27 protein-coding genes are annotated in these 25,132 nt (G+C 66.5%); 15 read left to right on the forward strand and 12 right to left on the reverse strand.

The window, feature by feature from the left end:
* Window positions 1-53: 53 nt before the first annotated feature.
* Genes FO044_RS03035 through FO044_RS03045 form a run of 3 tightly spaced genes read right to left on the reverse strand, consistent with a single transcriptional unit; the run spans window position 54 to window position 2,133 of the window.
* Entirely contained in the window at window positions 54-800 is a 747-nt protein-coding gene (locus FO044_RS03035; protein WP_132993188.1) for a hypothetical protein, read from the reverse strand.
* Complete coding sequence (locus FO044_RS03040) at window positions 797-1,741, reverse strand: ABC transporter ATP-binding protein (RefSeq protein ID WP_143965303.1); 945 nt, start codon at window positions 1,739-1,741, stop codon at window positions 797-799. The genes FO044_RS03035 and FO044_RS03040 overlap by 4 nt, the downstream gene beginning before the upstream one ends.
* Window positions 1,738-2,133, reverse strand: coding sequence for a GntR family transcriptional regulator (locus FO044_RS03045; protein ID WP_132993190.1), 396 nt, complete (start codon window positions 2,131-2,133; stop codon window positions 1,738-1,740). Before FO044_RS03045 ends, FO044_RS03040 begins: the two co-directional genes overlap by 4 nt.
* A gap of 117 nt (window positions 2,134-2,250) precedes the next feature.
* Here FO044_RS03045 and FO044_RS03050 point away from each other — a divergent pair, with 117 nt between their 5' ends.
* The 5 genes from FO044_RS03050 to FO044_RS03070 all read left to right on the forward strand — a co-directional run bounded on the left by FO044_RS03050 (window position 2,251) and on the right by FO044_RS03070 (window position 5,305).
* Window positions 2,251-2,643, forward strand: a complete 393-nt coding sequence (locus FO044_RS03050; protein ID WP_132993191.1) for a YchJ family protein — start codon at window positions 2,251-2,253, stop codon at window positions 2,641-2,643.
* Window positions 2,644-2,831: 188 nt separating this feature from the next.
* Window positions 2,832-3,191 (forward strand): ArsR/SmtB family transcription factor, encoded by a 360-nt coding sequence (locus FO044_RS03055; protein WP_132993192.1) that lies wholly within the window; start codon window positions 2,832-2,834, stop codon window positions 3,189-3,191.
* The gene (locus FO044_RS03060) at window positions 3,188-3,688 is read left to right on the forward strand and encodes an SRPBCC domain-containing protein (RefSeq protein ID WP_132993193.1); all 501 of its coding nucleotides are present in this window, start codon (window positions 3,188-3,190) and stop codon (window positions 3,686-3,688) included. The genes FO044_RS03055 and FO044_RS03060 overlap by 4 nt, the downstream gene beginning before the upstream one ends.
* Window positions 3,682-4,287, forward strand: coding sequence for a maleylpyruvate isomerase family mycothiol-dependent enzyme (locus FO044_RS03065; protein WP_143965304.1), 606 nt, complete (start codon window positions 3,682-3,684; stop codon window positions 4,285-4,287). Before FO044_RS03060 ends, FO044_RS03065 begins: the two co-directional genes overlap by 7 nt.
* Window positions 4,288-4,360: 73 nt before the next feature.
* Window positions 4,361-5,305, forward strand: a complete 945-nt coding sequence (locus tag FO044_RS03070) for a TauD/TfdA dioxygenase family protein (RefSeq protein WP_143965305.1) — start codon at window positions 4,361-4,363, stop codon at window positions 5,303-5,305.
* A gap of 40 nt (window positions 5,306-5,345) precedes the next feature.
* Here the strand turns inward: FO044_RS03070 and FO044_RS03075 are convergent, their stop codons facing one another.
* Window positions 5,346-6,917 carry a DUF222 domain-containing protein gene (locus tag FO044_RS03075; RefSeq protein WP_132993196.1) on the reverse strand — a complete coding sequence of 524 codons (1,572 nt, stop codon included), beginning with the start codon at window positions 6,915-6,917 and terminating at the stop codon, window positions 5,346-5,348.
* Between the two features lie 269 nt (window positions 6,918-7,186).
* Here FO044_RS03075 and FO044_RS03080 point away from each other — a divergent pair, with 269 nt between their 5' ends.
* Together FO044_RS03080 and FO044_RS03085 are read left to right on the forward strand one after the other, a co-directional pair.
* Window positions 7,187-8,602 (forward strand): sigma 54-interacting transcriptional regulator, encoded by a 1,416-nt coding sequence (locus FO044_RS03080; RefSeq protein WP_235831475.1) that lies wholly within the window; start codon window positions 7,187-7,189, stop codon window positions 8,600-8,602.
* Window positions 8,592-10,565, forward strand: coding sequence for a VWA domain-containing protein (locus tag FO044_RS03085; protein WP_143965944.1), 1,974 nt, complete (start codon window positions 8,592-8,594; stop codon window positions 10,563-10,565). Before FO044_RS03080 ends, FO044_RS03085 begins: the two co-directional genes overlap by 11 nt.
* 21 nt (window positions 10,566-10,586) lie before the next feature.
* Here the strand turns inward: FO044_RS03085 and FO044_RS03090 are convergent, their stop codons facing one another.
* Window positions 10,587-11,108 carry a nuclear transport factor 2 family protein gene (locus tag FO044_RS03090; RefSeq protein ID WP_132993198.1) on the reverse strand — a complete coding sequence of 174 codons (522 nt, stop codon included), beginning with the start codon at window positions 11,106-11,108 and terminating at the stop codon, window positions 10,587-10,589.
* A 44-nt stretch (window positions 11,109-11,152) separates the two neighbouring features.
* Between FO044_RS03090 and FO044_RS03095 the strand changes: the two genes are divergently transcribed.
* Window positions 11,153-11,728 carry a mismatch-specific DNA-glycosylase gene (locus FO044_RS03095; RefSeq protein WP_132993199.1) on the forward strand — a complete coding sequence of 192 codons (576 nt, stop codon included), beginning with the start codon at window positions 11,153-11,155 and terminating at the stop codon, window positions 11,726-11,728.
* Window positions 11,729-11,735: 7 nt separating this feature from the next.
* On the opposite strand, the gene FO044_RS03100 is transcribed toward FO044_RS03095, so the two are convergent.
* Entirely contained in the window at window positions 11,736-12,668 is a 933-nt protein-coding gene (locus FO044_RS03100; RefSeq protein ID WP_132993200.1) for an AEC family transporter, read from the reverse strand.
* Between the two features lie 174 nt (window positions 12,669-12,842).
* Between FO044_RS03100 and rpmF the strand changes: the two genes are divergently transcribed.
* Entirely contained in the window at window positions 12,843-13,016 is a 174-nt protein-coding gene (gene rpmF, locus FO044_RS03105) for a 50S ribosomal protein L32 (RefSeq protein WP_132993201.1), read from the forward strand.
* A 186-nt stretch (window positions 13,017-13,202) separates the two neighbouring features.
* Here rpmF and FO044_RS03110 read toward each other — a convergent pair whose 3' ends face one another.
* Window positions 13,203-13,973, reverse strand: coding sequence for an SDR family oxidoreductase (locus FO044_RS03110; RefSeq protein ID WP_132993202.1), 771 nt, complete (start codon window positions 13,971-13,973; stop codon window positions 13,203-13,205).
* 209 nt (window positions 13,974-14,182) lie between these two features.
* On the opposite strand from FO044_RS03110, the gene FO044_RS03115 reads away from it, so the two are divergent.
* The 4 genes from FO044_RS03115 to FO044_RS03130 all read left to right on the forward strand — a co-directional run bounded on the left by FO044_RS03115 (window position 14,183) and on the right by FO044_RS03130 (window position 18,495).
* Window positions 14,183-14,872 (forward strand): response regulator transcription factor, encoded by a 690-nt coding sequence (locus tag FO044_RS03115; protein ID WP_132993203.1) that lies wholly within the window; start codon window positions 14,183-14,185, stop codon window positions 14,870-14,872.
* Between the two features lie 52 nt (window positions 14,873-14,924).
* Complete coding sequence (locus FO044_RS03120) at window positions 14,925-16,343, forward strand: sensor histidine kinase (protein WP_132993452.1); 1,419 nt, start codon at window positions 14,925-14,927, stop codon at window positions 16,341-16,343.
* A 111-nt stretch (window positions 16,344-16,454) separates the two neighbouring features.
* On the forward strand, window positions 16,455-17,897 hold the full coding sequence (locus FO044_RS03125; RefSeq protein WP_186290576.1) for a S1C family serine protease: 1,443 nt from the start codon (window positions 16,455-16,457) through the stop codon (window positions 17,895-17,897).
* A 31-nt stretch (window positions 17,898-17,928) separates the two neighbouring features.
* The gene (locus tag FO044_RS03130; protein WP_143965307.1) at window positions 17,929-18,495 is read left to right on the forward strand and encodes a MogA/MoaB family molybdenum cofactor biosynthesis protein; all 567 of its coding nucleotides are present in this window, start codon (window positions 17,929-17,931) and stop codon (window positions 18,493-18,495) included.
* Window positions 18,496-18,685: 190 nt separating this feature from the next.
* Here FO044_RS03130 and FO044_RS03140 read toward each other — a convergent pair whose 3' ends face one another.
* From FO044_RS03140 to FO044_RS03150, 3 genes are all read right to left on the reverse strand, one after another.
* Window positions 18,686-19,363, reverse strand: coding sequence for a biliverdin-producing heme oxygenase (locus FO044_RS03140; protein ID WP_143965309.1), 678 nt, complete (start codon window positions 19,361-19,363; stop codon window positions 18,686-18,688).
* 118 nt (window positions 19,364-19,481) lie between these two features.
* On the reverse strand, window positions 19,482-20,306 hold the full coding sequence (gene mscL, locus FO044_RS03145) for a large-conductance mechanosensitive channel protein MscL (RefSeq protein WP_143965310.1): 825 nt from the start codon (window positions 20,304-20,306) through the stop codon (window positions 19,482-19,484).
* A 93-nt stretch (window positions 20,307-20,399) separates the two neighbouring features.
* Window positions 20,400-21,044, reverse strand: a complete 645-nt coding sequence (locus FO044_RS03150) for an SAF domain-containing protein (protein WP_186290577.1) — start codon at window positions 21,042-21,044, stop codon at window positions 20,400-20,402.
* Window positions 21,045-21,157: 113 nt separating this feature from the next.
* Between FO044_RS03150 and nhaA the strand changes: the two genes are divergently transcribed.
* The gene (nhaA, locus tag FO044_RS03155) at window positions 21,158-22,405 is read left to right on the forward strand and encodes a Na+/H+ antiporter NhaA (protein WP_186290578.1); all 1,248 of its coding nucleotides are present in this window, start codon (window positions 21,158-21,160) and stop codon (window positions 22,403-22,405) included.
* A gap of 2 nt (window positions 22,406-22,407) precedes the next feature.
* On the opposite strand, the gene FO044_RS03160 is transcribed toward nhaA, so the two are convergent.
* Complete coding sequence (locus tag FO044_RS03160; protein WP_143965311.1) at window positions 22,408-23,964, reverse strand: alanine/glycine:cation symporter family protein; 1,557 nt, start codon at window positions 23,962-23,964, stop codon at window positions 22,408-22,410.
* 186 nt (window positions 23,965-24,150) lie between these two features.
* On the opposite strand from FO044_RS03160, the gene FO044_RS03165 reads away from it, so the two are divergent.
* Complete coding sequence (locus FO044_RS03165) at window positions 24,151-24,438, forward strand: FmdB family zinc ribbon protein (protein ID WP_143965312.1); 288 nt, start codon at window positions 24,151-24,153, stop codon at window positions 24,436-24,438.
* A 34-nt stretch (window positions 24,439-24,472) separates the two neighbouring features.
* Here FO044_RS03165 and FO044_RS03170 read toward each other — a convergent pair whose 3' ends face one another.
* A complete protein-coding gene (locus FO044_RS03170; protein ID WP_143965313.1) occupies window positions 24,473-25,075 on the reverse strand; it encodes a 5-formyltetrahydrofolate cyclo-ligase in 603 nt (200 codons plus the stop codon).
* Window positions 25,076-25,132 lie beyond the last annotated feature (57 nt).

Here is a 25,132-nt window from a genome sequence, read left to right on the forward strand (position 1 = left end):
GGGCCTAACGTTCGGACCCTCGGCGGTCGGCTGTTCGTGCGGGGCGCCGGACTCTACGGGATCGCCTTCCGAATGGTGAGGTACGACAGTCCGGCGAGGACGGCGTCGACGGCCAGGATGAGCAGGGCCGCCACCACCGGTTGCAGATCGGCGAACCATCGTCCGAACGACGGCCAGCCGCCCTGCCAGCTGATCACGAAGGCGACGACGATGAGAACGACGGCGAGGCCGACTCCGACCGCGACGAGTGACGACGTTCCCCAGCGCTTGTAGATCGTGGTGGCCCAGAATCCGACCGTGAACGCGAACATCGCGATGACGAGGTACAGGAGTGCGGCGACGACGGCACCCTGATCCCAGATCCATGGGACGTAGAAGAAGTATCCGTCGAACCACCAGCCGTCGGTGGCCTGCTCGATCACCCCACCGATCAGGAACGTGATCGCCAGTGTCAGCGAGGTGAGACCGGCGGTCGCGAACGTACCGAGGAAGTACTCGCGCCGGGTGATGCTCAGCGCCTGGGAGAACGGGAACGTGAACGACAGTGCCTGCACCCCGATGACCATGAAGTACCAGAGCGGCGCCTGCGATCCACCGCCGTACAGGGGATCGGTCATATCGTCGACGGAATACGCGATGACGCCGAAGATCATCATGCTGATCGCGAATGATGCTCCGAGGATCACCAGCGGCAGCACGACGAACGTCTGCGGGTTGATCAGCTGAAGGCGGATCACCTTGGCGATCCGTGCGGAACCGGTGGGTGTGCCGGTGTCGTGCACCGGGGTTGCGGCGGTCATCGGAATGCTCCTCTCGGTGCGGTGGCGTGCTGTTCTGCGGTGGTGCCTGTGGCGTCGGCGTGTTGGGTGAAGCGGACGATCAGTTCCTGCATCGACACGGCCGAGGTGGTCAGGTTCAGCTCCCGGAGCCGTTCCCGGTCGGTGTGTGTCAATGCTCCGAGGACGGTCGCCGATGCCACCGGGCCGAGGCGCTCGCGGTGGATCTCCTCGCGCCCGTCGACGAACTCGTTCACTGCGCTCTCGGCACCGACGACGGTGACCGCCCGGCCGCGGAGGTCCTCAGCGTCCTCGTCGAGGACGATCCGTCCGTCGTCGATCACCAGGACTCGCTCGATGAGGTTGGAGATCTCGTCGATCAGGTGGCTCGACAGGACCACGGTGCGCGGGTGTTCGGCGTAGTCGGCGAGCAGCCGGTCGTAGAAGATCTGCCGCGCGACCGCGTCGAGTCCGAGATACGGCTCGTCGAAGAAGGTCACGTCGGCCCGCGAGGCGAGGCCGATGATCACTCCGACAGCGGACAGCTGGCCACGCGAGAGCTTCTTGATGCGGGTCGTGGTCGGGAGGTGAAAGTCGTCGATCAGCTGGTCGGCGAGGTCGTCGCTCCAGTTGGGGAAGAACATCCGGGCGGCGGCGAACGCATGCACCGGCTTCGCGTCGTCCGGATACTTCTGACTCTCACGGACGAAGCACATCCGAGACAGCGCGCGACGGTTCTCGTAGGGCTCCTCTCCGAAGATCCAGGCGTTTCCCGAGGTGGCGAAGTTCTGCGCCGTCAGGATCGACATGATGGTCGTCTTGCCTGCACCGTTGCGTCCGAACAGGCCGCAGATGGTGTTCTCGGGGATGTCGAAGTCGACGGCGTCCAGAACAGTCTTGCGGCCGTAGCGCTTGGTGAGGCCGCGCGCGCTGACCGCGGAGGTCGTCTCTGATGGGACCGTCATCGTGGGTCTCCTTCCATGGGGGTGGCCGGTGCGTGGTCGTGTCCGCGGTCCTGGATCAGGGCGATCACGTCGTCCGGGGCCAGGCCGAGGCGCCGGGCTTCGCCGAGCAGTGGCTCGATGAAGCGGTCGGCGAATACCTGCTGACGTTCGCGACGGAGCAGGTCATGTGCGCCGGAGGCGACGAACATGCCGACGCCGCGACGCTTGTAGAGGATTCCCTGGTCGACCAGCATGTTGATGCCTTTCGCTGCGGTTGCCGGGTTGATGCGATGAAATGCGGCGAGTTCGTTCGTCGATGGGGCCCGAGTCTCTTCGGGCAGGGTGCCGTCGATGATCGAGTCAGCGATCTGTTCGGCGATCTGCTGGAAGAGGGCCCGCCCGTCGTCGATCATGGACACCTCCGTTCGTTGGTTAGTTACTTGACTAACTAACCATGACACCCGCGATGGGAGACGTCAATAGGCGGAGGCGATCTGCCGGGCGGGATCCGTGTGGCAGCGTGGTCGGATATGGACGATCGACGATGCCCCTGCGGCACGGGGGAGACCCTGGATGATTGCTGCGGCCGGTACCTGACCGGATTCGGGTACGGCGGTGCGGCCCCGACTGCGGAGGCGTTGATGCGCAGCCGGTTCACCGCATTCGCGCTGGGGGACGAGCAGCATCTGCTCGATTCGTGGCATCCGCGCACGCGCCCGCCGTCATGTCCTCCGGATCCGGGTGCACGGTGGTTGTATCTGCGGATCGTCGACGTCGTGGGGGGTTCGCCGTTTCATGAGACCGGCGTCGTCGAGTTCACCGCCGTCTATCGGGACGGTGACGGCCGCGGCGAGATGACCGAACGCAGCACCTTCGAGCGTGTCGACGGACGGTGGTATTACGTGTCGGGAGTTCATCGGTGACGATGCCTGCACATAGAAGTGGCCTGCACATGGAAGTGGCCTGCACATAGAAGTGGCCCCGCCATGATCTGGCGGGGCCGCCTGCTCTGTTGAAGGTGCGGACTCAGATATCAACCAAATGGTTGACAACCGTCTTTCGGAAGCGTTGAGTTGTATTCAACCGAGAAGTTGAATGAAAGGTATCGACGATGGAAGATCAGCTGTCGCAGGTGTTCGCAGCCCTGGCTGACCCCACTCGACGCGACATCGTCGCTCGGTTGACTGCGGCAGACGCCACTGTGAATGAGCTGGCGGAGCCGTACAACGTGAGTCTGCAAGCAGTGTCCAAGCATCTGCGAGTGCTCGAAGATGCGGGCCTGGTGACGCGAACCCGCGAAGCACAGCGACGGCCGGCGCACCTGGAAGCAGAGGTGTTCGACCTGATGACTCAATGGATCGAACGCTATCGGCAGCGGGCTGAGAGGCGTTATCGGCGCCTCGACCACGTGCTCGCCGAGATGGACGGTCGATCCGACACTCACTCGAATCCAGAGGGGAATGCATCATGACCATCGGCGCGTACTCGGAGGCGGCGATCGAAGCCGATCCGGACCTACCGATCATCCGAATCACCCGCGACTTCGCGGCCACTCCCGCGCAACTGCGGGCAGCACATGTCGACCCGGAACTCTTCGCCCGATGGGTGGGGCCAGACGGAATGCGCACCCGCATCGGGGTGTGGGACGCCCGCAGCGGTGGTGAATGGCGGTACGTCGCAGAACGCGGCGGTGAGGTCTTCGGCTTCCGAGGCTGCTTTCACACTGTCGGCGAGACCGTGATCGTGCAGACCTTCACCTTCGAGGGGATGCCCGACGACGTCTCCTTGGAGACGATTCGCTTCGAGGATCTCGGCGACGGCCGCACCCGACTGCACGCACAGTCGCTCGTCGACAGCATCGAGAGCCGTGATGCCTGGCTCCGATCGGGGATGGAGGTCGGCATCGATCAGGGGTACGCGAAGCTCGACACCCTGCTGGCCGACGGCGAGGTGAGGGGGTCATGGTGAGCAGTCAGACAACCGCGCTGAACGACATGACGCCGGCCGATCGGCATCGCGCGATCGCTGCCGGCTTCGCCGGCGAAGTGGCGGCTACCGATGATTGGTCGGCGCAGTCGCCGGTCGCCGAGTGGTCGGCGCGGGACGTCGTCGGGCATCTGGTCGGATGGTTCCCGGAATTCCTCGCGGCGGGTGAGGTGGTGCTACCCGCGTGCCCGTCGGTCGATGACGATCCGGCTGCGGCGTGGGCCGCGCATGCTGCTGCGGTGCAGCACATTCTGGACGGCGACGACCCAGACCGCGATTTCACCCACCCCTATCTCGGGACGATGCCGCTCTCCACTGCGGTCGACCGGTTCTACACGGCCGACGTGTTCATGCACACGTGGGATCTGGCGCAGGCGGGCGGTCGTCGTCCGGGCCTGGACGAGGGATTCGCAAACGAACTGCTGTCAGGACTGGCGGCGATGGAGGAGGTCCTCCGCTCATCGGGGCAATACGGGCCCGTCGTCGCGATTGCCGACGATGCGGGGCCCGTGGTGCGGCTGGCAGCGTTCATCGGTCGTGATCCGGAGTTCGGCGATGAGGTGAAGTTGCCGCCACGCTGAATTCAACCCTGTCGGACGTCGCTGTGCTCGGACACCCTCGGAGCATGACGGCGTCAGTGAAGGGAAACAGGGCATGACCACCTCAGTAGTCCATACGGCAGCAGTCCGTGCAGCACCGATCGACGACGTGGAAGTGGTCGCCGGCGTCGAGTTCGACGTCGAGCAACTCGGTCCGCATATGGGAGCTCGGCTGTCCGGAATCGACGTTCCCTGTGCGAATGACGCCCAGATCGGCGCGCTGCGCGTGGCTCTCGCCGAATACCGGGTTCTCGTCCTGCGTGATCAGCACATCACCGACGGTCAGCATGTCGAGTTCGCCGGACGAATCGGTGATCTGACCGCCGGGCACCCGGTGTGGGACAGCGGTGCGGACGTGCCGGAGCAGATGTACTCGCTCGACAGCGCCGACAACGGTTTCGCGGACGTGTGGCATACCGACGTCACCTTCATGCCGCGTCCGCCGGCCGCATCGATCCTCCGTCCGATCGTGCTGCCCGATGTGGGTGGCGACACCAGTTGGGCGGACGGGGAAGCCGCATACACGTCTCTCTCATCGCCGCTCCAGCGTCTAGCGGACGAGTTGACCGCCGTGCACGACGGGGATCGTGAATTCGGCTACTACCTGCGCCACCGTCGCGGCGGCACCGGGAACCGGTGGGACGGTGCAGAGGTGACGAGTCTTGCACCGGTGCGTCATCCGGTCGTGCGTGTTCACCCGGTAACCGGACGGAAAGCGCTCTTCGTCAATCCGGGCTTCACTTCGCACATAGAAGGCGTGTCCGAAGCGGAGAGCCGGGGCCTCCTGGACGTCTTCTACAACCACCTCACCAGACCGGAACACCTTGTGCGGCATAGCTGGCGCGTCGGCGACATCGTTCTGTGGGACAACCGGTCAACCCTGCACTATGCGAATCGCGACTACTCACAACGTCGCGTCATGCATCGGGTGACTCTCCGGGGTGATCGGCCAGTCGGCCCCTCTGGGCCGGTGGAGCCATTCGGCGGTCTCTCGGTCTGACGATCGGCTGCAGACAGTCGGCCGGACAGGCCGAAGCGCCTCAGTCCTGCGGGGCTTGAGGCTCCACGGCTACTTGGATGGGTGGGTCGAGGATTCGTTTCGCTGGGATTCGGCAGGCGAGCCATCGCTCGATCGGTGATTGTTGATGTCGGGTCGCGTGGACTCGAGCGGGGCGCTCATCATTGGAGTCTTCTTGGCGGAGGAGTATTTCGGGGTGGTGGGTGTGGTTGATTTGCCAGGGTTGGTTCGTGTTGGTGGGTCGCCATCCGATGCGTCCTTGGTGGGGGCCGTGGGTGATGAGGGTGGTTTCCCAGCCGCCGGGTCGTGTGGTGACTGTCCGGTTGTGGGGGCCGCATGCGGCTCCGAGGTGGTCGATGTCGGTGGGGCCGCCGTGCTGCCAGTCGGGCATGTGGTGGGCCTGGGTGCGGGTGAAGGGTTGGTTGCAGTCGGGTGCGGTGGAGCCGCGGTCGCGGCCGAACAGGGCGAGGCGTTGCGCCATCGTGGCGAGGCGTTTGCCGCGGCCCAGGTACAGGATGTTCGAGGTGTGGTTGTCGAAGATCTCGAGCCATGGTGTGGCGTGGGCGGCGAGGTCGACGAGGTCTGTGATGGGGATGCGGGTGCCGGTGGCGGTCAGGGCGATGCCGGAGCGTTGTTCGAGGTCGGTGATGTCGGCGGTGATGACCAGGTGTGCGGGCAGGCTGGTGGGGTGGCCGAGGCTGCCGTCGGCGATGTGGGTTTCGCATAGGGCGCGGAAGGCGTCGTGGCCGCGTTGGTCGGTGGTGCGGGTGTCGCGTTCTGCGGCGGCCGCGAGTGCGGCGGGGTCGAGGCCTGAGCGGTTCGCCGGTCCGCGGGGTGACTGGGGGTCGTCGGGGTTGTTCATTCCGGGTGCGGCCCAGTGCTGCAGGAAGGCGTCGAACGCGGCGCGCGCTTGGGGGTCGAGGGATCCGAATATCCGGGACATGAGTAGCCGGTCCTGGCCGCCGAGGGTGAGGCTGCGGTTGCGTCTGCGGTCGCGGTCGTCGGCGGGGGCGCCGTCGGGGTTGAGGTGTTCGAGGAGCCGGTTCCCGACGATGGTCGTCGATCGTGGTGACAGGGTGGTGGCGGCTTCGGCGAGTTGGGCTTCGGCGTCGGCGCGGACAGCGTCGGGCACGGCCGCGGGGATCTGTTTCATGGTGTCGGTGATCCGCAGGAGGTGATCGATGCCGATATGGCCGTCGGCGACGGCTGCCGCGGTCGCCGGAAGTGCCGGGTCGAGGAGTTCTCCGTGCATGCTCCGCAGTCGGCCGATGGCAGCGGCGGCCAGACGGTGGCGTTTGCCGGGGCCGGCACCCAGGCGCAGGTGGCAGTCGAGGAATTGCCATGCGCTGGTGCAGCCGACGGTGCGGAAGGCTTCGCGGTCGGAGACCTCGATGAACATGCGGGCGTCGACGCCGTCGCTGCGGCGGTGGGCTCGTTCGAGGGTGGTCACGGTGGTGATGACCTCGTCGTCGGTCATCGGGTCGAGGCGGGCCTGGGCGAGTTTGGTGGTCGCGGCGTCGATGAGTCGTGCCAGGTCCAGAGCTGAATCGGGGAGGTGGACCGGCGAGCGGTGTGCGGTATCGATGCTGGTCATCGCTGACACCTCCGTCGATTCGCTGTTTCCACGATCATATCGGGAGGGTCTGACAAAACACGTTTAACTCGAACGGGTGGACGAACCGAGTATGGACTGTCCCCGCGATCGGAGTGCGGACAGTCAGTGCCCGCACCGATTCTGTATTGCGGGGTAGCGTGGGTCGCGTGGCACAAGAAACAGGCACCACAGGCGACAGCGGCGCTGCACTCACCGGCGCCACCGCATCTGACACGGACGCTGCAGGCGACACGGGCACTGCGCCTTCGATCAGCACCCTCAAGGAACTCCGCGACTCCGGTCACGTGCAGCGCGACGTCCGCGACGAGATCCGGCACAACCTCCTAGCGGCATTGCGCGCCGGCATCGATCCGTGGCCCGGTCTCGTCGGTTTCGATGACACCGTCGTCCCACAGCTCGAGCGAGCGCTCATCGCCGGGCACGACGTCGTCATGCTCGGCGAGCGTGGACAGGGCAAGACGCGCCTGCTCCGAACTCTGTCGGGACTACTCGACGAGTGGACGCCGGTCATCGACGGTTCTGACCTGGACGAGCACCCATACGAGCCGATCTTGCCCGAATCGATCAGGCGGGCAAGTGAACTCGGCGAGAAGCTCCCGGTCGCGTGGCGTCACCGCAGCGCGCGCTACAGCGAGAAGCTCGCGACCCCGGATACCTCGGTGGCCGACCTGGTCGGTGACATCGATCCGATGAAGGTCGCGGAAGGCCGCAGCCTCGGAGACCCCGAGACCATCCACTTCGGCCTCATCCCGCGGGCGCACCGCGGCATCATCGCGATCAACGAGCTGCCCGACCTCGCTGAGCGCATCCAGGTGTCGATGCTCAACGTGATGGAGGAGCGCGACATCCAGGTGCGCGGTTACAGTCTGCGGTTGCCGCTCGATGTCCTCGTCACCGCGAGCGCCAATCCGGAGGACTACACCAACCGCGGCCGGATCATCACGCCGCTCAAGGACCGGTTCGGTGCCGAGATCCGCACCCACTACCCGATGGAACTCGACGACGAGGTCGACGTCATCGAGCAGGAGGCCGACCTCGTCGCGAGCGTGCCCACCTACCTGATCGAGGCGCTCGCTAGATTCACCCGGTACGCCCGGGAGAATCCGTCGATCGACCAGCGCTCGGGCGTCTCCGCGAGGTTCTCGATCGCGGGCGCCGAAACCGTCGCCGCCGCGGCGCTGCATCGGTCGGCGGTGATCGGCGAGGAGCTGCCCGTCGCACGTCCGGTCGATCTGCAGTCGGTCATCGAGGTGCTTCGCGGCAAGGTCGAGTTCGAATCCGGTGAAGAGGGACGCGAACTCGAGATCCTCGATTTCCTTCTCCGGAAGTCGGTGGCCGACGTGGTTCGTGCTCATCTGGGCGGAGTTGACATGCGTCCGCTCATCGCGGCCCTGGAAGGAGGCCACCCGGTACTCACCGGCGACCGAGTCCCGGCGACCGACGTGATCGGGGCGATCGGCGACGACGAGACGGCGCTGGCCGTCCTGGATGAGATCGCCGGTCGGCTCGACGCTGCGGACGACGCAGAGCGGGCGAGCGCCTTGGAACTCGCCCTGGAGGGGCTGTACCTGGCACGCCGAATCGGCAAGGACGAGGGCGACGACGGACAGACGGCCTATTCGGTCACCGTTCCCGACGACGACTTCGATCGTGATGGCGCGTAACCGGTTCCACCGCTCTCGATACGGTCGCTACGCAGGCGGCCCGGATCCGCTCGCGCCGCCGGTGGACCTGCGTGAAGCGCTGTCGGAGATCGGCGACGACGTCATGGCCGGCGTTTCCCCGGAGCGGGCGATGCGCGAGTTCCTGCGTCGTGGAGGGCAGTCGATGCGCGGCCTCGACGCGATGGCTCAAGAAGCGAACCGGCGACGACGGGAGCTGCTGCGCGACCGCAACCTCGACGGCACCTTCGACGAGGTGCGCAGGCTCCTCGACTCGGCGGTGCTCAGCGAACGCAAACAACTGGCGCGCGATCTCGATGACGACGCTCGATTCGCCGAGATGCAGATCGGCAGCCTGCCCGCGTCGACGGCGCAGGCGGTACGTGAGTTGTCGGACTACGACTGGCGCAGTCCCGACGCCCGCGCGGACTACGAGAAGATCTCGGATCTGCTCGGGCGTGAAGCCCTGGAGCAGCGGTTCGCGGGCATGAAGGAAGCGCTCGAGGGCGCGACAGATGAGGACCGGCAGCGCATCTCCGAGATGCTCGCAGATCTCAACGACTTACTCGCCAAACACAACTCGGGCGCTGACACCACCGCCGACTTCGAGAAGTTCATGGAACGGCACGGGGAGTTCTTCCCGGAGGACCCGCAGAACACGGACGAACTCGTCGATGCCCTCGCTCGTCGTTCGGCGGCCGCACAGCAGATGTTCAATTCGCTGACCCCGGAGCAGCAGGCAGAGCTCGCGGAGCTGTCGGCGCAGGCGTTCGGGTCTCCGGAGCTGATGAACTCGCTCGCGCAGATGGACTCCGCGTTGCGTGCCGCGCGACCGGATCTGGACTGGGACTCCGGGCAGCAGTTCTCGGGCGATCAGCCGATGGGGCTCGGTGAAGGTGCTGCCGCGTTGCGCGACACCGCCGAGCTCGAGGAACTCGCCGAGCAGTTGTCGCAGGGGTACGCCGGTGCGCAGATGGAGGACATCGACATCGACGCGCTCGCCCGGCAGCTCGGTGACGAGGCGGCAGCAGATGCACGCACGCTCACCGACCTCGAGCGCAGCCTGCGCGATCAGGGCTTCTTTCAGCGGGCTCCAGACGGCTCACTGAAGCTGAGCCCGAAGGCGATGCGCCGGTTGGGGCAGGCGATCCTGCGGGACGTCGCAGCGCAGTTGTCCTCGCGGGGCGGCGATCGCCGCACGGATCTGGCCGGGCGCCTCGGCGAACCGACCGGAGCCACGCGCGAGTGGGCGTTCGGCGACACCGAACCGTGGGACGTGACGCGCACGGTGACCAACGCGGTGCTGCGGACTGCGACGGAGTCGCCCGGGGCGGTGGGCCCCGGCGTGCGCATCGACGTCCGCGATGTCGAGGTCACCGAGACCGAGGCGCGGACCCAAGCCGCGGTCGTGCTGCTGGTCGACACGTCGTTCTCCATGGTGATGGAGGGGCGGTGGACGCCGATGAAGCGGACCGCACTCGCTCTCAATCAGCTGATCTCGACTCGTTTCCGGTCCGACGAGCTCCATCTGATCGAATTCGGAAGGCACGCACGGTCGACGTCCGTCGACGAACTGACCGGGCTGGAACCGCGCATGGAGCAGGGCACCAACCTGCACCACGCGCTGCTGCTCGCACATCGGCACCTCCGCAGGTTCCCGAACGCGCAACCGGTACTGCTGATCGTCACCGACGGTGAGCCGACCGCCCACCTGGAACCCGACGGCGAAGCGTTCTTCTGGTACCCGCCGCACCCGCAGACCATCGGCCTCACCGTCCGGGAACTGGACCACCTGTCCCGCATGGGCACGCAGGTCACGTTCTTCCGTCTCGGCGACGATCCCGGACTCGCGAACTTCATCGACCGCATCGCGCGCCGGATCGGCGGACGTGTCGTCGCGCCCGACATCGACGGCCTCGGTGCCGCCGTGGTCGGTGATTACCTGCGGACGCGAAAGACTCGCTGAGCGGACGTATTCGCTCGGCGGTCAGCCGAGGATCCGGGCCCGCAGCCGCTCGATCGGATCGGCATCGCCGTGGCCGGGCTGTGGATCCGAGTGGTCGGCCGGGCCGACGAGCCGGGTCTCCCACCTGGTCCAGTCGCGCACGGCCCATCGCTCGGCGATCGCCCAGCGGCCCGCGCGCCGCTGGAAGTGGTCGACGTAGCGCAGACCGGTGGTGAGAAATGCCTGCAGGGGCTTGTCCGGATCGGCCCAATGGGTTGCGGTCACGTAGGACTCGAGGACCGCGTCGTCGCCGTTGCGTTCGCACAGCTGGTTGCCCACCTGATGGTGCGTCCCGCCCAGCTGAGCCAGCTGACCGTCCACCCAGACGATGAAGGCGTCCACGGGCCCGGTGAAATCGCCGTGGTGGTCCACGGCTCCGGGGTGATAGCAGTCGCGGACCAGGTCGAAGTCTCGCCGGTCGATACCGCGGCAGTACCGCAGCACCACATCGTGGATCTCCTGGCGGGACACCAGGTCGGCGAGCGTTGGATCGGCGGACGTCATGGTGCGAGTGGACCACGCGGCGTCCGCCCGGTATGCAGAAACAGATGGGATTCACTCGCGCCGAACTACTCGCCTTCGCCGGCACGACGGTGCCCGATCTGGTCGGGCCGGGCTGCCGGCTGCTGATCTCCGGGATCAACCCCGGTCTGTGGACGGCGGCGACCGGTGCTCACTTCGGCCACCCGGGCAATCGGTTCTACCCGGCGCTGTACGAGGCGGGCATCACCGGCCACCTGATCGACGCCTCCGGCGGGATGCGCGACGCCGACCGGGCGGCGCTGATCGAGGCGGGGATCGGCATCACCAACGTCGTCGCCCGGGCCACCGCGAAGGCCTCCGAACTCGACGAGAGCGAGCTCCTCGTCGGCGGCGAGAAGCTGGCGGCGACGACCGAGCACGTTGGCCCGACGGTGCTGGCGATCCTCGGTGTCACCGCGTACCGGACGGCCTTCGGCCGACGGAAGGCGACGGTGGGCGAGCAGGAGGAGCAGATCGGCGGTGCGCGGCTGTGGGTGCTGCCGAATCCGAGTGGCCTGAACGCGCACGAGACTGTGGCGAGCCTCGCGTCCGCCTATCGCGGTGGGGCCGATGCCGCCGGGATTCCGGATCTGCGGCGCTGAGTCGTACTCAGGCGAGGAGCAGCGCTATCACCGCGATGACCGGAACCGAGAGCACCGTGGTCACCAGTGCACTGTCGCGGGCGAGTACTTCACCTCGCCGGTACCGCGTCGCGTAGACCAGCACGTTCTGTGCGGTCGGTAGAGCGGCGATCACCACCTGAGCGAACAACTCGTCGCCCGTCATGCCGAATCCCCACCGGGCGACCGCGAAAGCGACGATCGGCATCACCGTCATCTTCAGCCCCGACGCGAGGACGACGTCGCGCCGCGGGCTCTCGCCCTTCGCGAACACCGTCGCGCCGGTGAGGGTGAGCCCGAACGTCAGAAGTGCCAGCGGTACCGACGCCTGGCCGAGCATGTCGAGCGGTTCGAGGATCGCTCCGGGCGGCCGCCATCCGATGAGCGACACTGCCAGACCGATCACGCCGCCGATCAGAATCGGGTTGCGCAAGGGGACGGCCACCGTCCGCCATACCGACCGCCGCTCGCTCGAGTCGAGCGCAGTGATGTCGAGGGTCGCGAGTGCGACGGGGGAGTAGAAGACGATCTGGAACAGCAGGAGCGGTGCGATGAAGGACGCGTCGTCGAGCACGAAGATCGCGATGGGCAGGCCCAGATTGACGCTGTTCACGTACGACGCCGACAGTGCGCCGATCACCGTCTCAGGAATCGGCCGGTGCAGCCAGTACCGGGCGATCGGAACGTAGACGACGGCGACCGAGAGCGCCGCGATCGACGCGACGGCCAGGGTCGGGGAGAACACCACCGACAGGTCGCTGGTCGCCAGCGAATGGATCAGCAGGGCCGGCGTGCAGACGAAGAAGACCAGCCGCGCGAGGGTGGTCGAGGCGTGTTCGCCGAGCGAACCCGTTCGGCCCAGAATGAAGCCGAGGCCGACGACGATGAAGATGACGGTGAAACCCGAGATGACGCCAGACACCCGCGCAATGCTAGGCCGCTGGTCACACGTTTTGCCACATGAGGGCCCGGCCGGTTATTCTTGTCAGGTTGTGTGCCGCGGTCGGATTGCCGTGGATACAGGCGATCAAGCGGGTCAGGCGGATCGGGATCATTCCGAACCCCATCCGCGCCGAACGTGAGGAAGGCGAGAACCATGGCAGTACCGAAGCGCCGGATGTCGCGGGCGAACACCCGTAGCCGTCGTTCGCAGTGGAAGGCAGACAATGCCCCGCTGCAGGAGGAGAAGATCAACGGTGTGACGCAGCGTATGCCGCGTCGCCTCGTCAAGGCCGTGAAGGCCGGACTGGTCGATCTCGACCGTCGCTGATCTGATCGCGACGAACTAGAGTTTCACTACAGGCTGCGGCCGATCGGGTGCTGAGGCACTCGATCGGCCGCAGTTTTGCGTGACTGCTGCGGAAACTGGCCAAAAAATCGAGGTCAGAGGGAAATCTTCCCTCTGACCTCGATATTCTGGCTGTTCACCGCCACTGCACCGGCAGCGGTCGGTGCGCTACTGCGCGAGGAACTTGTTGACCGTGCGGTTCAGTGCGTTCGGGATGAACTTGGCGGCGTTGCCGAGCACGGTGGTCTGCAGCCCGACCGAGTAGCTGGTGCGATGCAGTGCTTTGTCGACCGCGGTCGGATGCACCGACTCCCACACCTTGGCGGCGACATCCTCCGGGGTGAGGCGGATGCCGAGGTTCTGTGCGGACTTCGAGTCCTCGTCGGCCAGAGCGGTCTTCGCCCACAGCGGCCAGATGGAGACCGGCCGGATGTCGTCGTCCGACCATTCGAGTTCGAGTGCCTCGGTGAGACCGCCGACGTAGAACTTGGTGGCACTGTAGGTGGCGATCCCGGGCTGCCCGTAGATGGCCGACGCGGACGCGATGTTCACCAGGTGAGCACCGGGGGTGGCCTTGAGGTACGGGTACGCGGCCCGCGCGCCGAGAGTGACGCCGAGCGCGTCGATGTCGATCTGCGCCTTGATGGCGTCCGGCGAGATGTCGGCGAGTTTGCCGGAGAGCAGGATGCCCGCGTTGTTGTCGAGGACGTCGAGCTCGCCACCCGTGTGCGACGTGAAGTCGGCGAGTGCGGCGTCCCACTGGTCGGGGTCGCGCACGTCGAGGGTGCCGGTGATGATCTCGGGGTCTGTCGCCTTCAGTGCTGCGAGGGCGTCGGCGGAGACGTCGTAGACACCCACGGTCCAGCCCTCGGACCGGAAAAGCTGGGCGGTGGCGAGACCGATACCGGCGGCACCGCCGGAGATGAAGATCGACGACATGGAGCACTCCTCTGAACTGGCGACGGTTCGCCACGGTTTTCGTACTGGCCGGTAACCCCCTCCGAACCAATAGACATTGTTACATGGGCGGTTCCGACGCTGAAATGCGTGATCCGGGATCTGCGAACATCGCTGGTTGCGGCGCTCCATAGGGGGTGAGTTGCGTGTCTTTTAAGCTGGATCTCAGTTGAGGCGTTAAGACTGTAGACATGCGCATTCTCGTGGTTGACGACGATCGGGCCGTTCGGGAGTCTCTTCGGCGGTCTCTGACGTTCAACGGGTACACGGTCGACACGGCGGGCGACGGCCTCGAAGCACTCGAGAAGGTGATCGCGGACCGGCCCGACCTGATGGTGCTCGACGTGATGATGCCGCGTCTGGACGGGCTCGAGGTCTGCCGCCGACTCCGGTCCGCCGGTGACGATCTCCCGATCCTCGTGCTGACGGCGCGCGACTCGGTGTCCGAGCGGGTGAGCGGACTCGATGCGGGCGCCGACGACTATCTGCCGAAGCCGTTCGCACTCGAGGAACTCCTCGCCCGTCTGCGCTCGCTGCAGCGTCGCACCACGCGCGAAGACGAGGAGGGCTCGGAGGCCGTCTCGTTCTCGGATCTGACGCTCGACCCGGTGACCCGCGAGGTGACCCGGGGTGAGCGCCAGATCAGTCTGACGCGTACCGAGTTCGCGCTGATGGAGATGCTGATGGCGAATCCGAAGCGCGTCCTCACGCGGAGCCGGATCCTCGAGGAGGTGTGGGGATACGATTTCCCGACCTCCGGGAACGCCCTCGAGGTGTACATCGGCTACCTGCGGCGCAAGACGGAGGCAGAAGACGAACCACGGCTGATTCACACGGTCCGGGGTGTCGGGTACGTGCTCCGCGAGAACAACCCGCAGTAGCCGAGCACCGTTGATGCGTTTCCTGCGCCGTACCCCCGGCGGTCGCCGCCCGATGCGTGCGCCGATGGCGCTCACGCGTTCGGTGTCGCTGCGAACGCGCGTCGCACTGCTCGCGGCAGCCGTCGTCGTGCTGACGGCGTCGTTGATGGCGGGCGCCGCGTACGTGGTGGTCTACCGGTCGCTGTACAAGGACGTGGACACCCAGCTGATCGCACGCGCCGACGGAATGACGGCCCTGTCGAAGCTCGGCAGACTGAGCAGTGGCCCCGAGGCCCTGCTCGCCGGAACCGTGTTCTCCACGTCGATCTCGATCGCGCTCGTCGAGCCCGACGGCCACACGTACATGGTCGGTGAGGTGCCGTACGGCGAGCAGGAGGGCGAGGTCATCGAGTCGGTGAATCCCCGCGGCCGTCTCAATCAGAGTCTGCGGACGACGTCGAATCAACGGGTCCTGGCGCGCAAGCTGTCCGACGGCAGCACGTTGATGATGGCGCAGTCACTGGCCCGTACGGACGCGGTCCTCAAACGGCTGGCATCGGTGCTGTTCATCGCCGGAGGCGTCGGCGTCGCGTTCGCCGCCCTTGCCGGCACCTTCGTGGCGCGTGGCGGTTTGAGACCGGTGGCCCGACTCACCGCGGCGGCCGAACGGGTGGCCCGCACTCAGGATCTGCGACCGATCCCGGTGACGGGCGAGGACGAGCTGGCCCGGCTCACGGAGAGCTTCAACACGATGCTGCTCGCGCTGTCGGAGTCGCGCGACCAGCAGGCGCGGCTGGTCGCCGACGCGGGTCACGAACTGAAGACCCCGTTGACGTCGCTGCGCACGAATCTCGAACTGCTGATCGCGTCGTCGGCGCCCGGTGCACCGCCGATCCCGGCGGCCGACATGGTGGAACTGCGCTCGGACGTGGTGGCCCAGATCGAAGAGCTGTCGACGCTGGTCGGCGATCTGGTCGACCTGGCGCGGGAGGACGCGCACGACACCGTGCACGAAGAGGTGGCAGTGGAAGAGGTGATCGACGGGGCGCTCGAACGAGTCCGTCGTCGCCGCGCCGACATCGAGTTCGACGTGCAGACTGCGCCGTGGTTCGTCTTCGGTGAGGAGCACGGATTGTCCCGAGCAGCGCTCAACGTCCTCGACAACGCGGCGAAGTGGAGTCCGCCGGGCCGTACGGTGGTGGTCCGCTTGGCGCAGACCGGCCCTGCGACGGCGGAGCTGACCGTTGCCGACGCCGGCCCGGGCATCCCACCGGAGGACCGCATGCGGGTGTTCGAGCGCTTCTACCGCGCTGATGCGACGCGGACGATGCCCGGTTCGGGCCTCGGTCTGGCGATCGTCCGGCAGGTGGTGGTGCGGATCGGCGGATCGGTGGCCGCCGAGACGTCTGCGGAGGGCGGCGCGCTCATCCGCATGACGCTTCCCGGCTCGCCGACGCACCGGGAGCCCGATCCGGTCGTCGTACCCCGGTAGCGGTGCAAGATGCGTCACAGTCTGTGAGATTCCCAGAATTCTTCCGCGTTACCTGTGGATTCCCAGCAGCCTTTGACCAACCTCACAGGCATGTGCCATAGGGTCGAGACCATGACAGAGGGCGGACAGCACGAGAATCCGGAGCGCGACGGACAGGCACCGTCGCCGAACCCGTACCCCGGCAGCGGACAGCCGCCCCCCGTGCCTCCGACCGGTGGATTCACGGCTGCGCCGTACCAGGGAAGGCCCGCCGGTGATCCGACTGCGCAATGGTCTGCGCACCCCGGACCCGGACAACAGGGGCCGACGACCCCGGGAGCCGGGCAGCCAGGGTCCACCGCGCCCTTCGGATACGGGCCACCGCAGGGCGGCCCGCCCACCGAGACGCAGACGACCGGGCCACTCGATTTCGGGACGCAGTCGGGCGCACCGTTCTCGGGCTCGGTCCCGCCCCAGCAGCCCCACTCAGGTTCTGGCGGTGGAGGCGGATTCGGGAAGAAGGCGCTTCTCGGTGGACTGGCGGTTGTCGTTCTAGCCGTAGGCGCAGGCGCCGGGGCAGGTGCGATCGTGGCAGACCGCAACGGATCGTCCAGCTCGTCCACGTCGCTGGCGACCGGCCCCACCGAGACCAGCCAGCCGGCTGCCGAGCCGGGCTCCGTCCAGGAGACGGCGTCTCGGGTGCTTCCGTCCGTCGTGTCGATCACCGTGGGCAACGGCCGCCAGGTCGGTTCGGGATCGGGTGTCATCCTGTCCAGCGACGGAACCATCCTGACCAACAACCACGTCGTCGCGCCGGCCGGCCGGGGGCAGGTGCTGGTCAGCTTCAACAACGGATCCCGTGCGATGGCGCGGGTGGTCGGCGCAGACCCCGTCTCCGACATCGCCGTCATCAAGGCCGACGCCGACGGACTCACGCCGGTCACCGTCGGCGCCTCGAGCAATCTCACCGTCGGGCAGGATGTGATCGCCATCGGTTCGCCGCTCGGACTCGAGGGCACGGTCACGACGGGCATCATCTCGGCGCTCAACCGCCCGGTATCGACGTCCGGTGCCGGTGGCTCGCAGGACTCGGTGATCGACGCGATCCAGACGGATGCCGCGATCAATCCCGGCAACTCGGGTGGCGCCCTGGTCAACTCGAAGGGCGCACTGATCGGCGTGAACACGGCGATCGCCACGATGGGCGGATCCCAGGGCGAGGCGGGAAGCATCGGCCTGGGCTTCTCGATTCCGGTGGACCAGGCGATGCGAGTCGCGAAACAGCTGCAGGATTCGGGAGAGGTGAACCATCCGAGCCTCGGCGTGTCCGTCCGTGCCAGCACCGATCTGGAGAAGCCGGGTGCGCTCGTCGCCTCGGTCGTCAAGGGCAGTCCCGCCGCTGATGCGGATATTCCGTCCGGCGCGCTGATCACGGGTCTCGACGACCGCAAGATCAATACTTCGGACGCTCTCGTCGCGGCCGTCCGTTCGCACGCTCCGGGGGATACGGTGAAGGTCACCTACTCGGTGAACGGGCAGAGCAAGAGCGCCGAGATCAAACTCGGCTCCATGTGACCGGGTCCGTCAACGAAAAGAGAGGCCGACGATGACAAACGCACCTGTGGACGCCGACGAACAGGCAGCCGACGCAGCCGCCCGCCGCCCAGGCGCCGATTCCGCAGTCGTTGCCGATGCGGGAGAGCTCTCTCGGGCCCTGGTTGTGGTGGTCGACGACCGCGCAGCCCTGGGCGAGGCGAGTAGCGCCCTCGGGCCGTTGCTCGGCGAGCTCCTGGACGAAGCCGGCTTTCACGTCGACGCGACGGTTGCCGTCGCCGGTGACGAGATCGAGATCCGGAATGCCTTGAACACCGCCGTGATCGGTGGCGTCGACCTGGTCGTCTCGGTGGGTGGCGTCGGTGTCGGTGCGCGCGATGTGACGCCCGAGGCGACCGAACCGCTCCTCGACCGTCGGCTCCAGGGCGTCGAGGAGGCGATCCGCAGTTCGGGTCTGTCCGCCGGCGCCACCGACGGTGGAATCTCGCGCGGACTGGCCGGCATCTCGGGCCAGACGGTCGTGGTCAACATCGCGGATTCGCGTGCTGCCGTCCGCGACGGGATGGCGACTCTGATGCCGCTCGCCCACTACGTGATCGGGCATATCAGTGACTTCTGACCGGCCCTCCACGAGAGGTCGGTCGCAGTCGGAACCGGAGTGGCGGCGTCGCCGACGACTCGACTCCGTCTTCGGCGACGATCTTCCCGAGCAGATCGCCGAACCGAGGGAGAAGCCGCGGGCTTCCGGTCGTGACTGGTACGAGGCGAACCGCCCTCCGCACCACGGATGACGCGCGCGGCGCGAGCCATCAGCGGGGGAAGACCTCGCTGAGTTCGGCGAACAGCGCCTGGTTGAGGCGGAATGCGGCCTTCACCTCATCGACCAGCTGCGCGCGCCCCTCGAACGGCATGGAAGCACCGATCCGGTCGAGGCGCGCCCGGTAGTCGTCCTTGTAGGGCTTCACCTTGCCGACCGCGTCGAACTTGTAGAAGTCGGTGCCCGCACCGTTCAGGTCGAAGGTGCGATCGAGGATGCGGCCGATCGCCTGGCCGCCCGAGAGGTCGCCCAGGTACCGGGTGTAATGGTGCGCGACGAATCCGCCCGCCCACTGCGAGGTGATGTCGATGCGCTCGATGTACGCCACGGTGGCGGGAGAGGCCGGTGGTGACAGGCTCTCGTTCGCGGTGATTCGCATCCAGTGAGTCAGATCGGCGTCGATCGCGGGCAGACGGTCCAGTGCCGGGTCGACGATCAGTGCGGCGATCGGATCGCTGCGGAGTTCACGCGCCTTCGACTCGAGTGCGGCGTAGACGGGGCGAAGGCGTTGCAGGTAGGCGATGTAGCCCGCAGCCGACATCCGTCCGTCGAGCAGTGCCGTCATGAACGTCGACCCCTCGGCATCCTCGTGTTCCACAGCGGAGCCCCGCTTCATGGCGACAGATAGCGCGTCGTCGGGCGAGATCTCGATGGACGATGCCGTTGTCATGGCCGGGCCTTCCAGGAATGAGCAGTTATTTAGGTAAACCTAACACCTAAGATGCCGGAAGATGAGAAAGGCTCCGTTCCTGATCGGAACGGAGCCTTTCGCATACCGTGCGGTGGGGTCAGCGCGAGTGGCGCGGGCCGTCGGGGAACTGTCCCGGCGGGTAGTCGCCCTGCGGGGGCGGCGGGTACTGACCCGGAGCCTGCTGCGGGTACTGGCCCGGTGCGTACTGCTGCCCTGGAGGCAGGTTGCCGGGAGGCGGGTACTCGCCCGGTGCCGGATTCGGAGTGGGGAAGCTGCCGCTCGGCGGGTTACTCGGTTCCGGGCGCTGCTGGCCTTGCGGCGGCATGCTCATCTGACGGGTGGCGTCGCCGCCCTGGATCGGCTGCTGTGGGCCGGTGCCCGGGCCGCCCGGGCCGAATCCGCCCGTAGTCGGTCCACCGTTGCCCGGTCCGTCGCCGAATCCGGGCGGGCCGACGGGCTGCGACTGTCGGTCCTGCAACTGGCGGGCTTCAGCGTCTGACATCGCCTTGACCTCGGCGGCCTCGGCCGCCTTGCGCTCCTTGAAGTCGGGGTCGAGGAGATCGCGGATCTCGGTGAGCAGCGAGACCTGGTCCTCGGTGGCATCCTCGTCGAGCTTCCGCAGTTCCTGCAGCTTGTTGTACGGAATGACGATCAGGAAGTAGACGACTGCCGCGACGATCACGAAGTTGATGAATGCGGTGATCACTGCGCCGAAGTCGACGAAGGTTTCCTGCATACCGTTACGGATCTCGAATCCGAGCCCGCCCATATCGGTGTTGACGGGGATCGAAGCGATCAACGGGTTGACGATTTTGTCGGTGAATGCGGTGACGATCGCCGTGAAAGCCGCGCCGATGATGACTGCGGTGGCCAATTCGACGACGTTTCCCCGCATCAGGAAGTCTCTGAATCCTTTGAGCACGCGGCTTCTCCTTGTAGAGCGGATGTGCGGTCAAGTGTGAGTGTAAAGGAGAGGTGGAGTGATTTCTCGGCAAAATCGCGTGCGTTAGGCAAATCAATGCAGAACAAATGTGATTGCCGTACGCAATCCTGCGGCGGCGACGCGGTGCGCCGCGCTTTCGCGCATTGCTATGAGTGCTGATCCCGGGCGACGTTCGCTTTGGCTCGAACTTCTCTGCGGTACGAGGGCGACGATCGCATCGCGGGCGAGTACGTCGGATTCCTCCGACAGGACGTCGACATGATCTCCGACGCGAACCAGAGTGAGAAGGGTGCCGTCGGCCGGCCTCACCGGCACCAGACGTGCGTTCGAGTCACCGAGGAGCGCTGCGGGAAGTCGTGAGTCGAGCAGTCGGTGCCGTCCGATGATCTCGCCCGCCTGGATCGGTCCGGTCACTCGCCGCCCGACGATATCGGCGATCGCCGGGCGGTCTACGGGTAGCAGGTGATCGGGAACAGGGGACTGCATCACATCGTCAGTATTCAGCACGGTCCCGGGGGCGAGATCGTGTGCGGCAACGAGGGCGGTGGGGGCTGGTGGCTGTCGATGGTCGATGACCGTCACCACCACGGCAGCCGAGGTCAAGATGAGAGCGATGCACCGCCGGAGGATGACCGATCGCAGCCAACCGGGCCGGCACAGTTGCCGCAATCGGTCGAGAGCCGCGGGATTCAGGGAACTGCGGTCACGTGAGGCCATGTGCGGAATGTAGGTCGCGAGATCGGGGGCGCGACACCGTGAATACGGAATGTGGATGACTACCCGCGTGCAGGCCGGTGATCCACAGGGACAGCGTCTGCAAAACTGGACCGATGACCGATCGAGTGCAGCCGAGTCCGATGGTCCGTTGGCGAACCTGGATCGGCGCCGATACCACCGGTGGAGCCCTCCTGATGATCGCGGCGGTCCTCGCGCTCGTGTGGGCCAATTCGCCGTGGCGCGATGTCTATCACGACCTGCTCGGCGTACATGTCGGGCCGGAGTCGCTCGGACTGAACCTCTCCCTCGCGCACTGGGCGTCGGACGGACTCCTCGCGGTCTTCTTCTTCGTCGTCGGTGTGGAACTCAAGCAGGAGTTCGTCGCGGGCAGCCTGCGCAACCCGCGGGACGCGGGCGTTCCGATCGCGGCAGCGGTGGGCGGCATGATCGTGCCCGCGCTGGTGTTCATCGCCATCGTCGGGTCGGCCGAGCCGGAGGCGCTGCGTGGGTGGGCGACTCCGACGGCGACCGACATCGCGTTCGCGCTCGCCGTTCTGGCGGTGTTCGGCCGGGGCCTGCCGTTCGCGTTGCGGGTCTTTCTGATGACGCTGGCCGTTGTCGACGATCTGCTCGGGATCCTGGTGATCGCGACCGTCTACACCGACAGCATCGATTTCGTGATGCTCGCGGCCGGGTTGATGTGCATCGCGGTGTTCGCGGTCGTAGCCCGGATGAAGCGGTTGCATTGGTGGCTGCTGCTGCCGCCGGCCATCGCGGCGTGGGCGTTCGTCCACAACTCCGGCGTTCACGCGACCGTGTCGGGGGTCCTGCTGGGGTTCGCGGTTCCAGCGATCGCGTTGCACCGGGAGTCGGGGCCGCGCACGGAGAAGCTGGGAGAGGCGATCAATCCGGTCTCGGCGGCGATCGCCCTTCCGCTCTTCGCGTTCGCGTCGGCCGGTGTGACGGTGGTGGGGGTGGGCCACATTCTGCAGCCGGTGAGCATCGGGGTGTTCGCGGGCCTGGTCGTCGGCAAGGCGATCGGCGTTCTGGCCACCGTCTGGGTCGTCACCGCACTCACGCCGCTGCGCCTGCCGGATGCGATCGGGATCCGCGACCTCCTCCCGGTGGGCCTGCTGACCGGTATCGGATTCACCGTGGCTCTGCTCATCGCCGAGCTGTCGTTCGCACCGGGTTCGGGCCTCCCGGCCGATCATCAGCCGGCGGCGAAGGTCGGCATCCTCCTGGGGTCGTTCACCGCCGCAGCACTCGGCGCGGCGATGTTGCGGGCGGACGCCCGGCGGGCACGCTCGTCGGATGAGAATCGCGACGGCGTGCCCGACCGGGACACCAGGGTGATCTGAGGTCAGACGACCTGCTTCTCCTCAACGCGCTGCGCAGGAGGCGTGTACGTCTCCCAGAACGTCGCCCCGACGATGCCGAGCTTGCGTGGCTCGAAGATCGGATCGGCGCCCATCTTCCGTTGCGACTCGTAGTCGCGGAGCGCCTTGAAGGCCGGTTGCTGCAGGATCAGAATGCCGATGATGTTGAGCCACGCCATGGTTCCGACTCCGAGGTCACCGAGCGCCCACGCGTCCTTCGCGTCCGACATCGCACCGAAAAGCACGGAGAGGCAGATCGCCAGCTGCAGGAGCAGGGTCAGATTTCCGCCCAACGTGGTGGAGGCGAACCGGAAACGCTTCGTGGTGGCCTTGCCGAGCAGGAACCGCAGATTGGTCTCGGCCATGTAGTAGTAGGCCACGATCGTGGTGAAGCAGAAGAAGGCGAGTGAGATCGCCACGAAGGAGGCGCCTGCACCGTTCCACAGGGTGTCCATCCCGCTCTGGACGTAGCTGGCACCCACCTCGGATTCGTTGGGGACGAAGGCTGGAAGTGACCCGCCGTCGGCGATGATCTCGCCGTCCACCGATTCGCCGGAGAACACGCGGTAGGCGCCCGTGGTCAGAATGAGGAATCCGGTGGCCGAGCAGACGAAGAGGGTGTCGATGTAGACGGCGAAGGCCTGGACGAGGCCCTGTTTGGCCGGGTGCGAGACCTCTGCTGCGGCTGCCGCATGCGGGCCGGTGCCCTGGCCCGCCTCATTCGAGTAGAGGCCGCGTTTGACGCCCCACATGATGGCGGCGCCGAGGATCGCACCGAAGGCGGCATCGGCTCCGAACGCACTGGAGAAGATCAGCCGGAACGTCTCCGGGACGTCGGAGATGTTGACGATGACGACGATGATCGCGACGGCGATGTACAGCAGTGCCATGACCGGCACGACGGCGCCCGCGAAGTTCGCGATGCGCTTGACGCCGCCGATCACCACGAAGGCCAGGAACAGCATCGTGATCGCACCGATGAGCCACTTGTCGATGCCCCACGCGTTGTTGGCGGCAGCGGCGATCGAGTTGGACTGGATATTGGGCATCAGGACGCCACAGGCCATCAGCGTGACGAACGCGAAGACCAGCCCGTAGACCCGGAAGGCCTTGGATGCCCGGGTGTGCGCGTACGCACGGCTCAGATAATAGGCGGGCCCGCCACGGTACTCACCGGTCAGCGGATCCTTCGTCTTGTAGATCTGCCCCAGTGTGCATTCGACGAACGACGTCGAGGCGCCGAGGAAGGCGACCGCCCACATCCAGAACAGGGCACCCGGGCCGCCGAAGGCGATCGCCGTGGCGACGCCGACGATGTTGCCTGCGCCGAGACGGCCGGCGAGCGACATCGCGAGGGCCTGGAACGAGGAGACTCCCGAGTCGGACTTCTTGCCCTTGAACAGCAACACGACCATGTGTTTGAAGTGCCGGACCTGCAGGAACCTGCTGCGGACCGAGAAGAAGACGCCGGCCGCCAAGCAGAGGAAGACCAGGCCTTTGCTCCACACCCACTCGTTCACTGTGGCGAGGATTTCGCTCATCGAGACTCCAAAACATTTCGGTTGGGAAGAACCCAGAATCGCATGAGGTGGATCACACTCGGCAGTCGACCCGCCGATTCAGCGAAAGCGCGCTCGGGTGACCGCCGACGCCGGGGCTGGCACTCGGTGTGACTGAGTGCCAGTAACGGTTTACAATGGGTGATCTGACGAAGCCGGAGGTTCCCCGTGCCCACCTATAGCTATGCGTGCACCGTGTGCGACAACAAGTTCGACATCGTGCAGTCGTTCTCGGAAGATTCCCTGACCGTCTGCCCCGAATGCGGAGGCAAGCTCCGCAAGTTGTTCAACTCCGTCGGCGTCGTGTTCAAGGGCAGCGGCTTCTACCGCACCGATTCGCGGTCGAACGGTTCGGTCCCCGCGAAGTCGACGGAGTCGAAGTCGTCCTCCGATTCGGGCTCGTCGAACTCGGGCTCGTCCAGTTCCTCGGATTCCTCCAACGCGGCCAGCGCCTGACGCGAGCCGGTGCCTGACGCCGAAGGCCAAGGCGTCAACCCACGCGCGTGTAGCCGGTCCCCGGCGTGAGCACCCAGTTCACGGGGACGTCGTAGGCCTCCGTCGGTACGCCTGCTGTCAGAAATTCATCGTCGTGCACCACCGCGATAATCGGTGCGTCGACGACGGTCAGTGTTCGGTCGTAATAGCCTGCGCCACGGCCGAGTCGTGCACCCGACCGGTCGGCGGCGACCGCCGGTACCAGGATTGCGGCGGGTTCGCGCACGGCGTCCGCACCGAGGCGGGCGCCCGACGGCTCCAGTAACCGCCACCGGCCCTCGGTGAGCGAGTCCTCGCCCGTGTACTCACCCCAGTGCAGCCTCGACGGGTCGCCCGCCGGGACGATCGGCACCAGGACGGTCAGACCTCGGTCGAGGAGGGCGTCGAGCATTGCGATGCCTCCGGGCTCGCCGCGCGTCGCCACGTAGGCGGCCACCGTATCGCCCGTGGTCACCGCCACCGGCAACGAGTACATCCATTGCGCCAGTTCGGCGTTCACCTGGGCGAGCACGAACGGGGACATCTCGGCGCGGGCGTGGAGGAGGGTGCTGCGCAGCGCCTGCTTACGGGCCTGTCCGTTGGTGGAGGCGGTGCTCATGTGCGGTCCTCACAGCAGGTGGGTGGCGGCTGCATCCGATCCTGCCAGAATACGACC

It is taken from the genome of Gordonia zhaorongruii, from assembly GCF_007559005.1.
GTDB lineage: Bacteria > Actinomycetota > Actinomycetes > Mycobacteriales > Mycobacteriaceae > Gordonia > Gordonia zhaorongruii.

What these genes read in the sequence shown, in the direction of transcription:
- FO044_RS03035 (WP_132993188.1), bottom strand. Translation starts at nt 800, where the DNA reads ATGACCGCCGCAACCCCGGTGCACGACACCGGCACACCCACCGGTTCC.
- FO044_RS03040 (WP_143965303.1), bottom strand. Translation starts at nt 1,741, where the DNA reads ATGACGGTCCCATCAGAGACGACCTCCGCGGTCAGCGCGCGCGGCCTC.
- FO044_RS03045 (WP_132993190.1), bottom strand. Translation starts at nt 2,133, where the DNA reads ATGATCGACGACGGGCGGGCCCTCTTCCAGCAGATCGCCGAACAGATC.
- FO044_RS03050 (WP_132993191.1), top strand. Translation starts at nt 2,251, where the DNA reads ATGGACGATCGACGATGCCCCTGCGGCACGGGGGAGACCCTGGATGAT.
- FO044_RS03055 (WP_132993192.1), top strand. Translation starts at nt 2,832, where the DNA reads ATGGAAGATCAGCTGTCGCAGGTGTTCGCAGCCCTGGCTGACCCCACT.
- FO044_RS03060 (WP_132993193.1), top strand. Translation starts at nt 3,188, where the DNA reads ATGACCATCGGCGCGTACTCGGAGGCGGCGATCGAAGCCGATCCGGAC.
- FO044_RS03065 (WP_143965304.1), top strand. Translation starts at nt 3,682, where the DNA reads ATGGTGAGCAGTCAGACAACCGCGCTGAACGACATGACGCCGGCCGAT.
- FO044_RS03070 (WP_143965305.1), top strand. Translation starts at nt 4,361, where the DNA reads ATGACCACCTCAGTAGTCCATACGGCAGCAGTCCGTGCAGCACCGATC.
- FO044_RS03075 (WP_132993196.1), bottom strand. Translation starts at nt 6,917, where the DNA reads ATGACCAGCATCGATACCGCACACCGCTCGCCGGTCCACCTCCCCGAT.
- FO044_RS03085 (WP_143965944.1), top strand. Translation starts at nt 8,592, where the DNA reads ATGGCGCGTAACCGGTTCCACCGCTCTCGATACGGTCGCTACGCAGGC.
- FO044_RS03090 (WP_132993198.1), bottom strand. Translation starts at nt 11,108, where the DNA reads ATGACGTCCGCCGATCCAACGCTCGCCGACCTGGTGTCCCGCCAGGAG.
- FO044_RS03095 (WP_132993199.1), top strand. Translation starts at nt 11,153, where the DNA reads ATGGGATTCACTCGCGCCGAACTACTCGCCTTCGCCGGCACGACGGTG.
- rpmF (WP_132993201.1), top strand. Translation starts at nt 12,843, where the DNA reads ATGGCAGTACCGAAGCGCCGGATGTCGCGGGCGAACACCCGTAGCCGT.
- FO044_RS03110 (WP_132993202.1), bottom strand. Translation starts at nt 13,973, where the DNA reads ATGTCGTCGATCTTCATCTCCGGCGGTGCCGCCGGTATCGGTCTCGCC.
- FO044_RS03115 (WP_132993203.1), top strand. Translation starts at nt 14,183, where the DNA reads ATGCGCATTCTCGTGGTTGACGACGATCGGGCCGTTCGGGAGTCTCTT.
- FO044_RS03120 (WP_132993452.1), top strand. Translation starts at nt 14,925, where the DNA reads ATGCGTGCGCCGATGGCGCTCACGCGTTCGGTGTCGCTGCGAACGCGC.
- FO044_RS03125 (WP_186290576.1), top strand. Translation starts at nt 16,455, where the DNA reads ATGACAGAGGGCGGACAGCACGAGAATCCGGAGCGCGACGGACAGGCA.
- FO044_RS03130 (WP_143965307.1), top strand. Translation starts at nt 17,929, where the DNA reads ATGACAAACGCACCTGTGGACGCCGACGAACAGGCAGCCGACGCAGCC.
- FO044_RS03140 (WP_143965309.1), bottom strand. Translation starts at nt 19,363, where the DNA reads ATGACAACGGCATCGTCCATCGAGATCTCGCCCGACGACGCGCTATCT.
- FO044_RS03150 (WP_186290577.1), bottom strand. Translation starts at nt 21,044, where the DNA reads ATGGCCTCACGTGACCGCAGTTCCCTGAATCCCGCGGCTCTCGACCGA.
- nhaA (WP_186290578.1), top strand. Translation starts at nt 21,158, where the DNA reads ATGACCGATCGAGTGCAGCCGAGTCCGATGGTCCGTTGGCGAACCTGG.
- FO044_RS03160 (WP_143965311.1), bottom strand. Translation starts at nt 23,964, where the DNA reads ATGAGCGAAATCCTCGCCACAGTGAACGAGTGGGTGTGGAGCAAAGGC.
- FO044_RS03170 (WP_143965313.1), bottom strand. Translation starts at nt 25,075, where the DNA reads ATGAGCACCGCCTCCACCAACGGACAGGCCCGTAAGCAGGCGCTGCGC.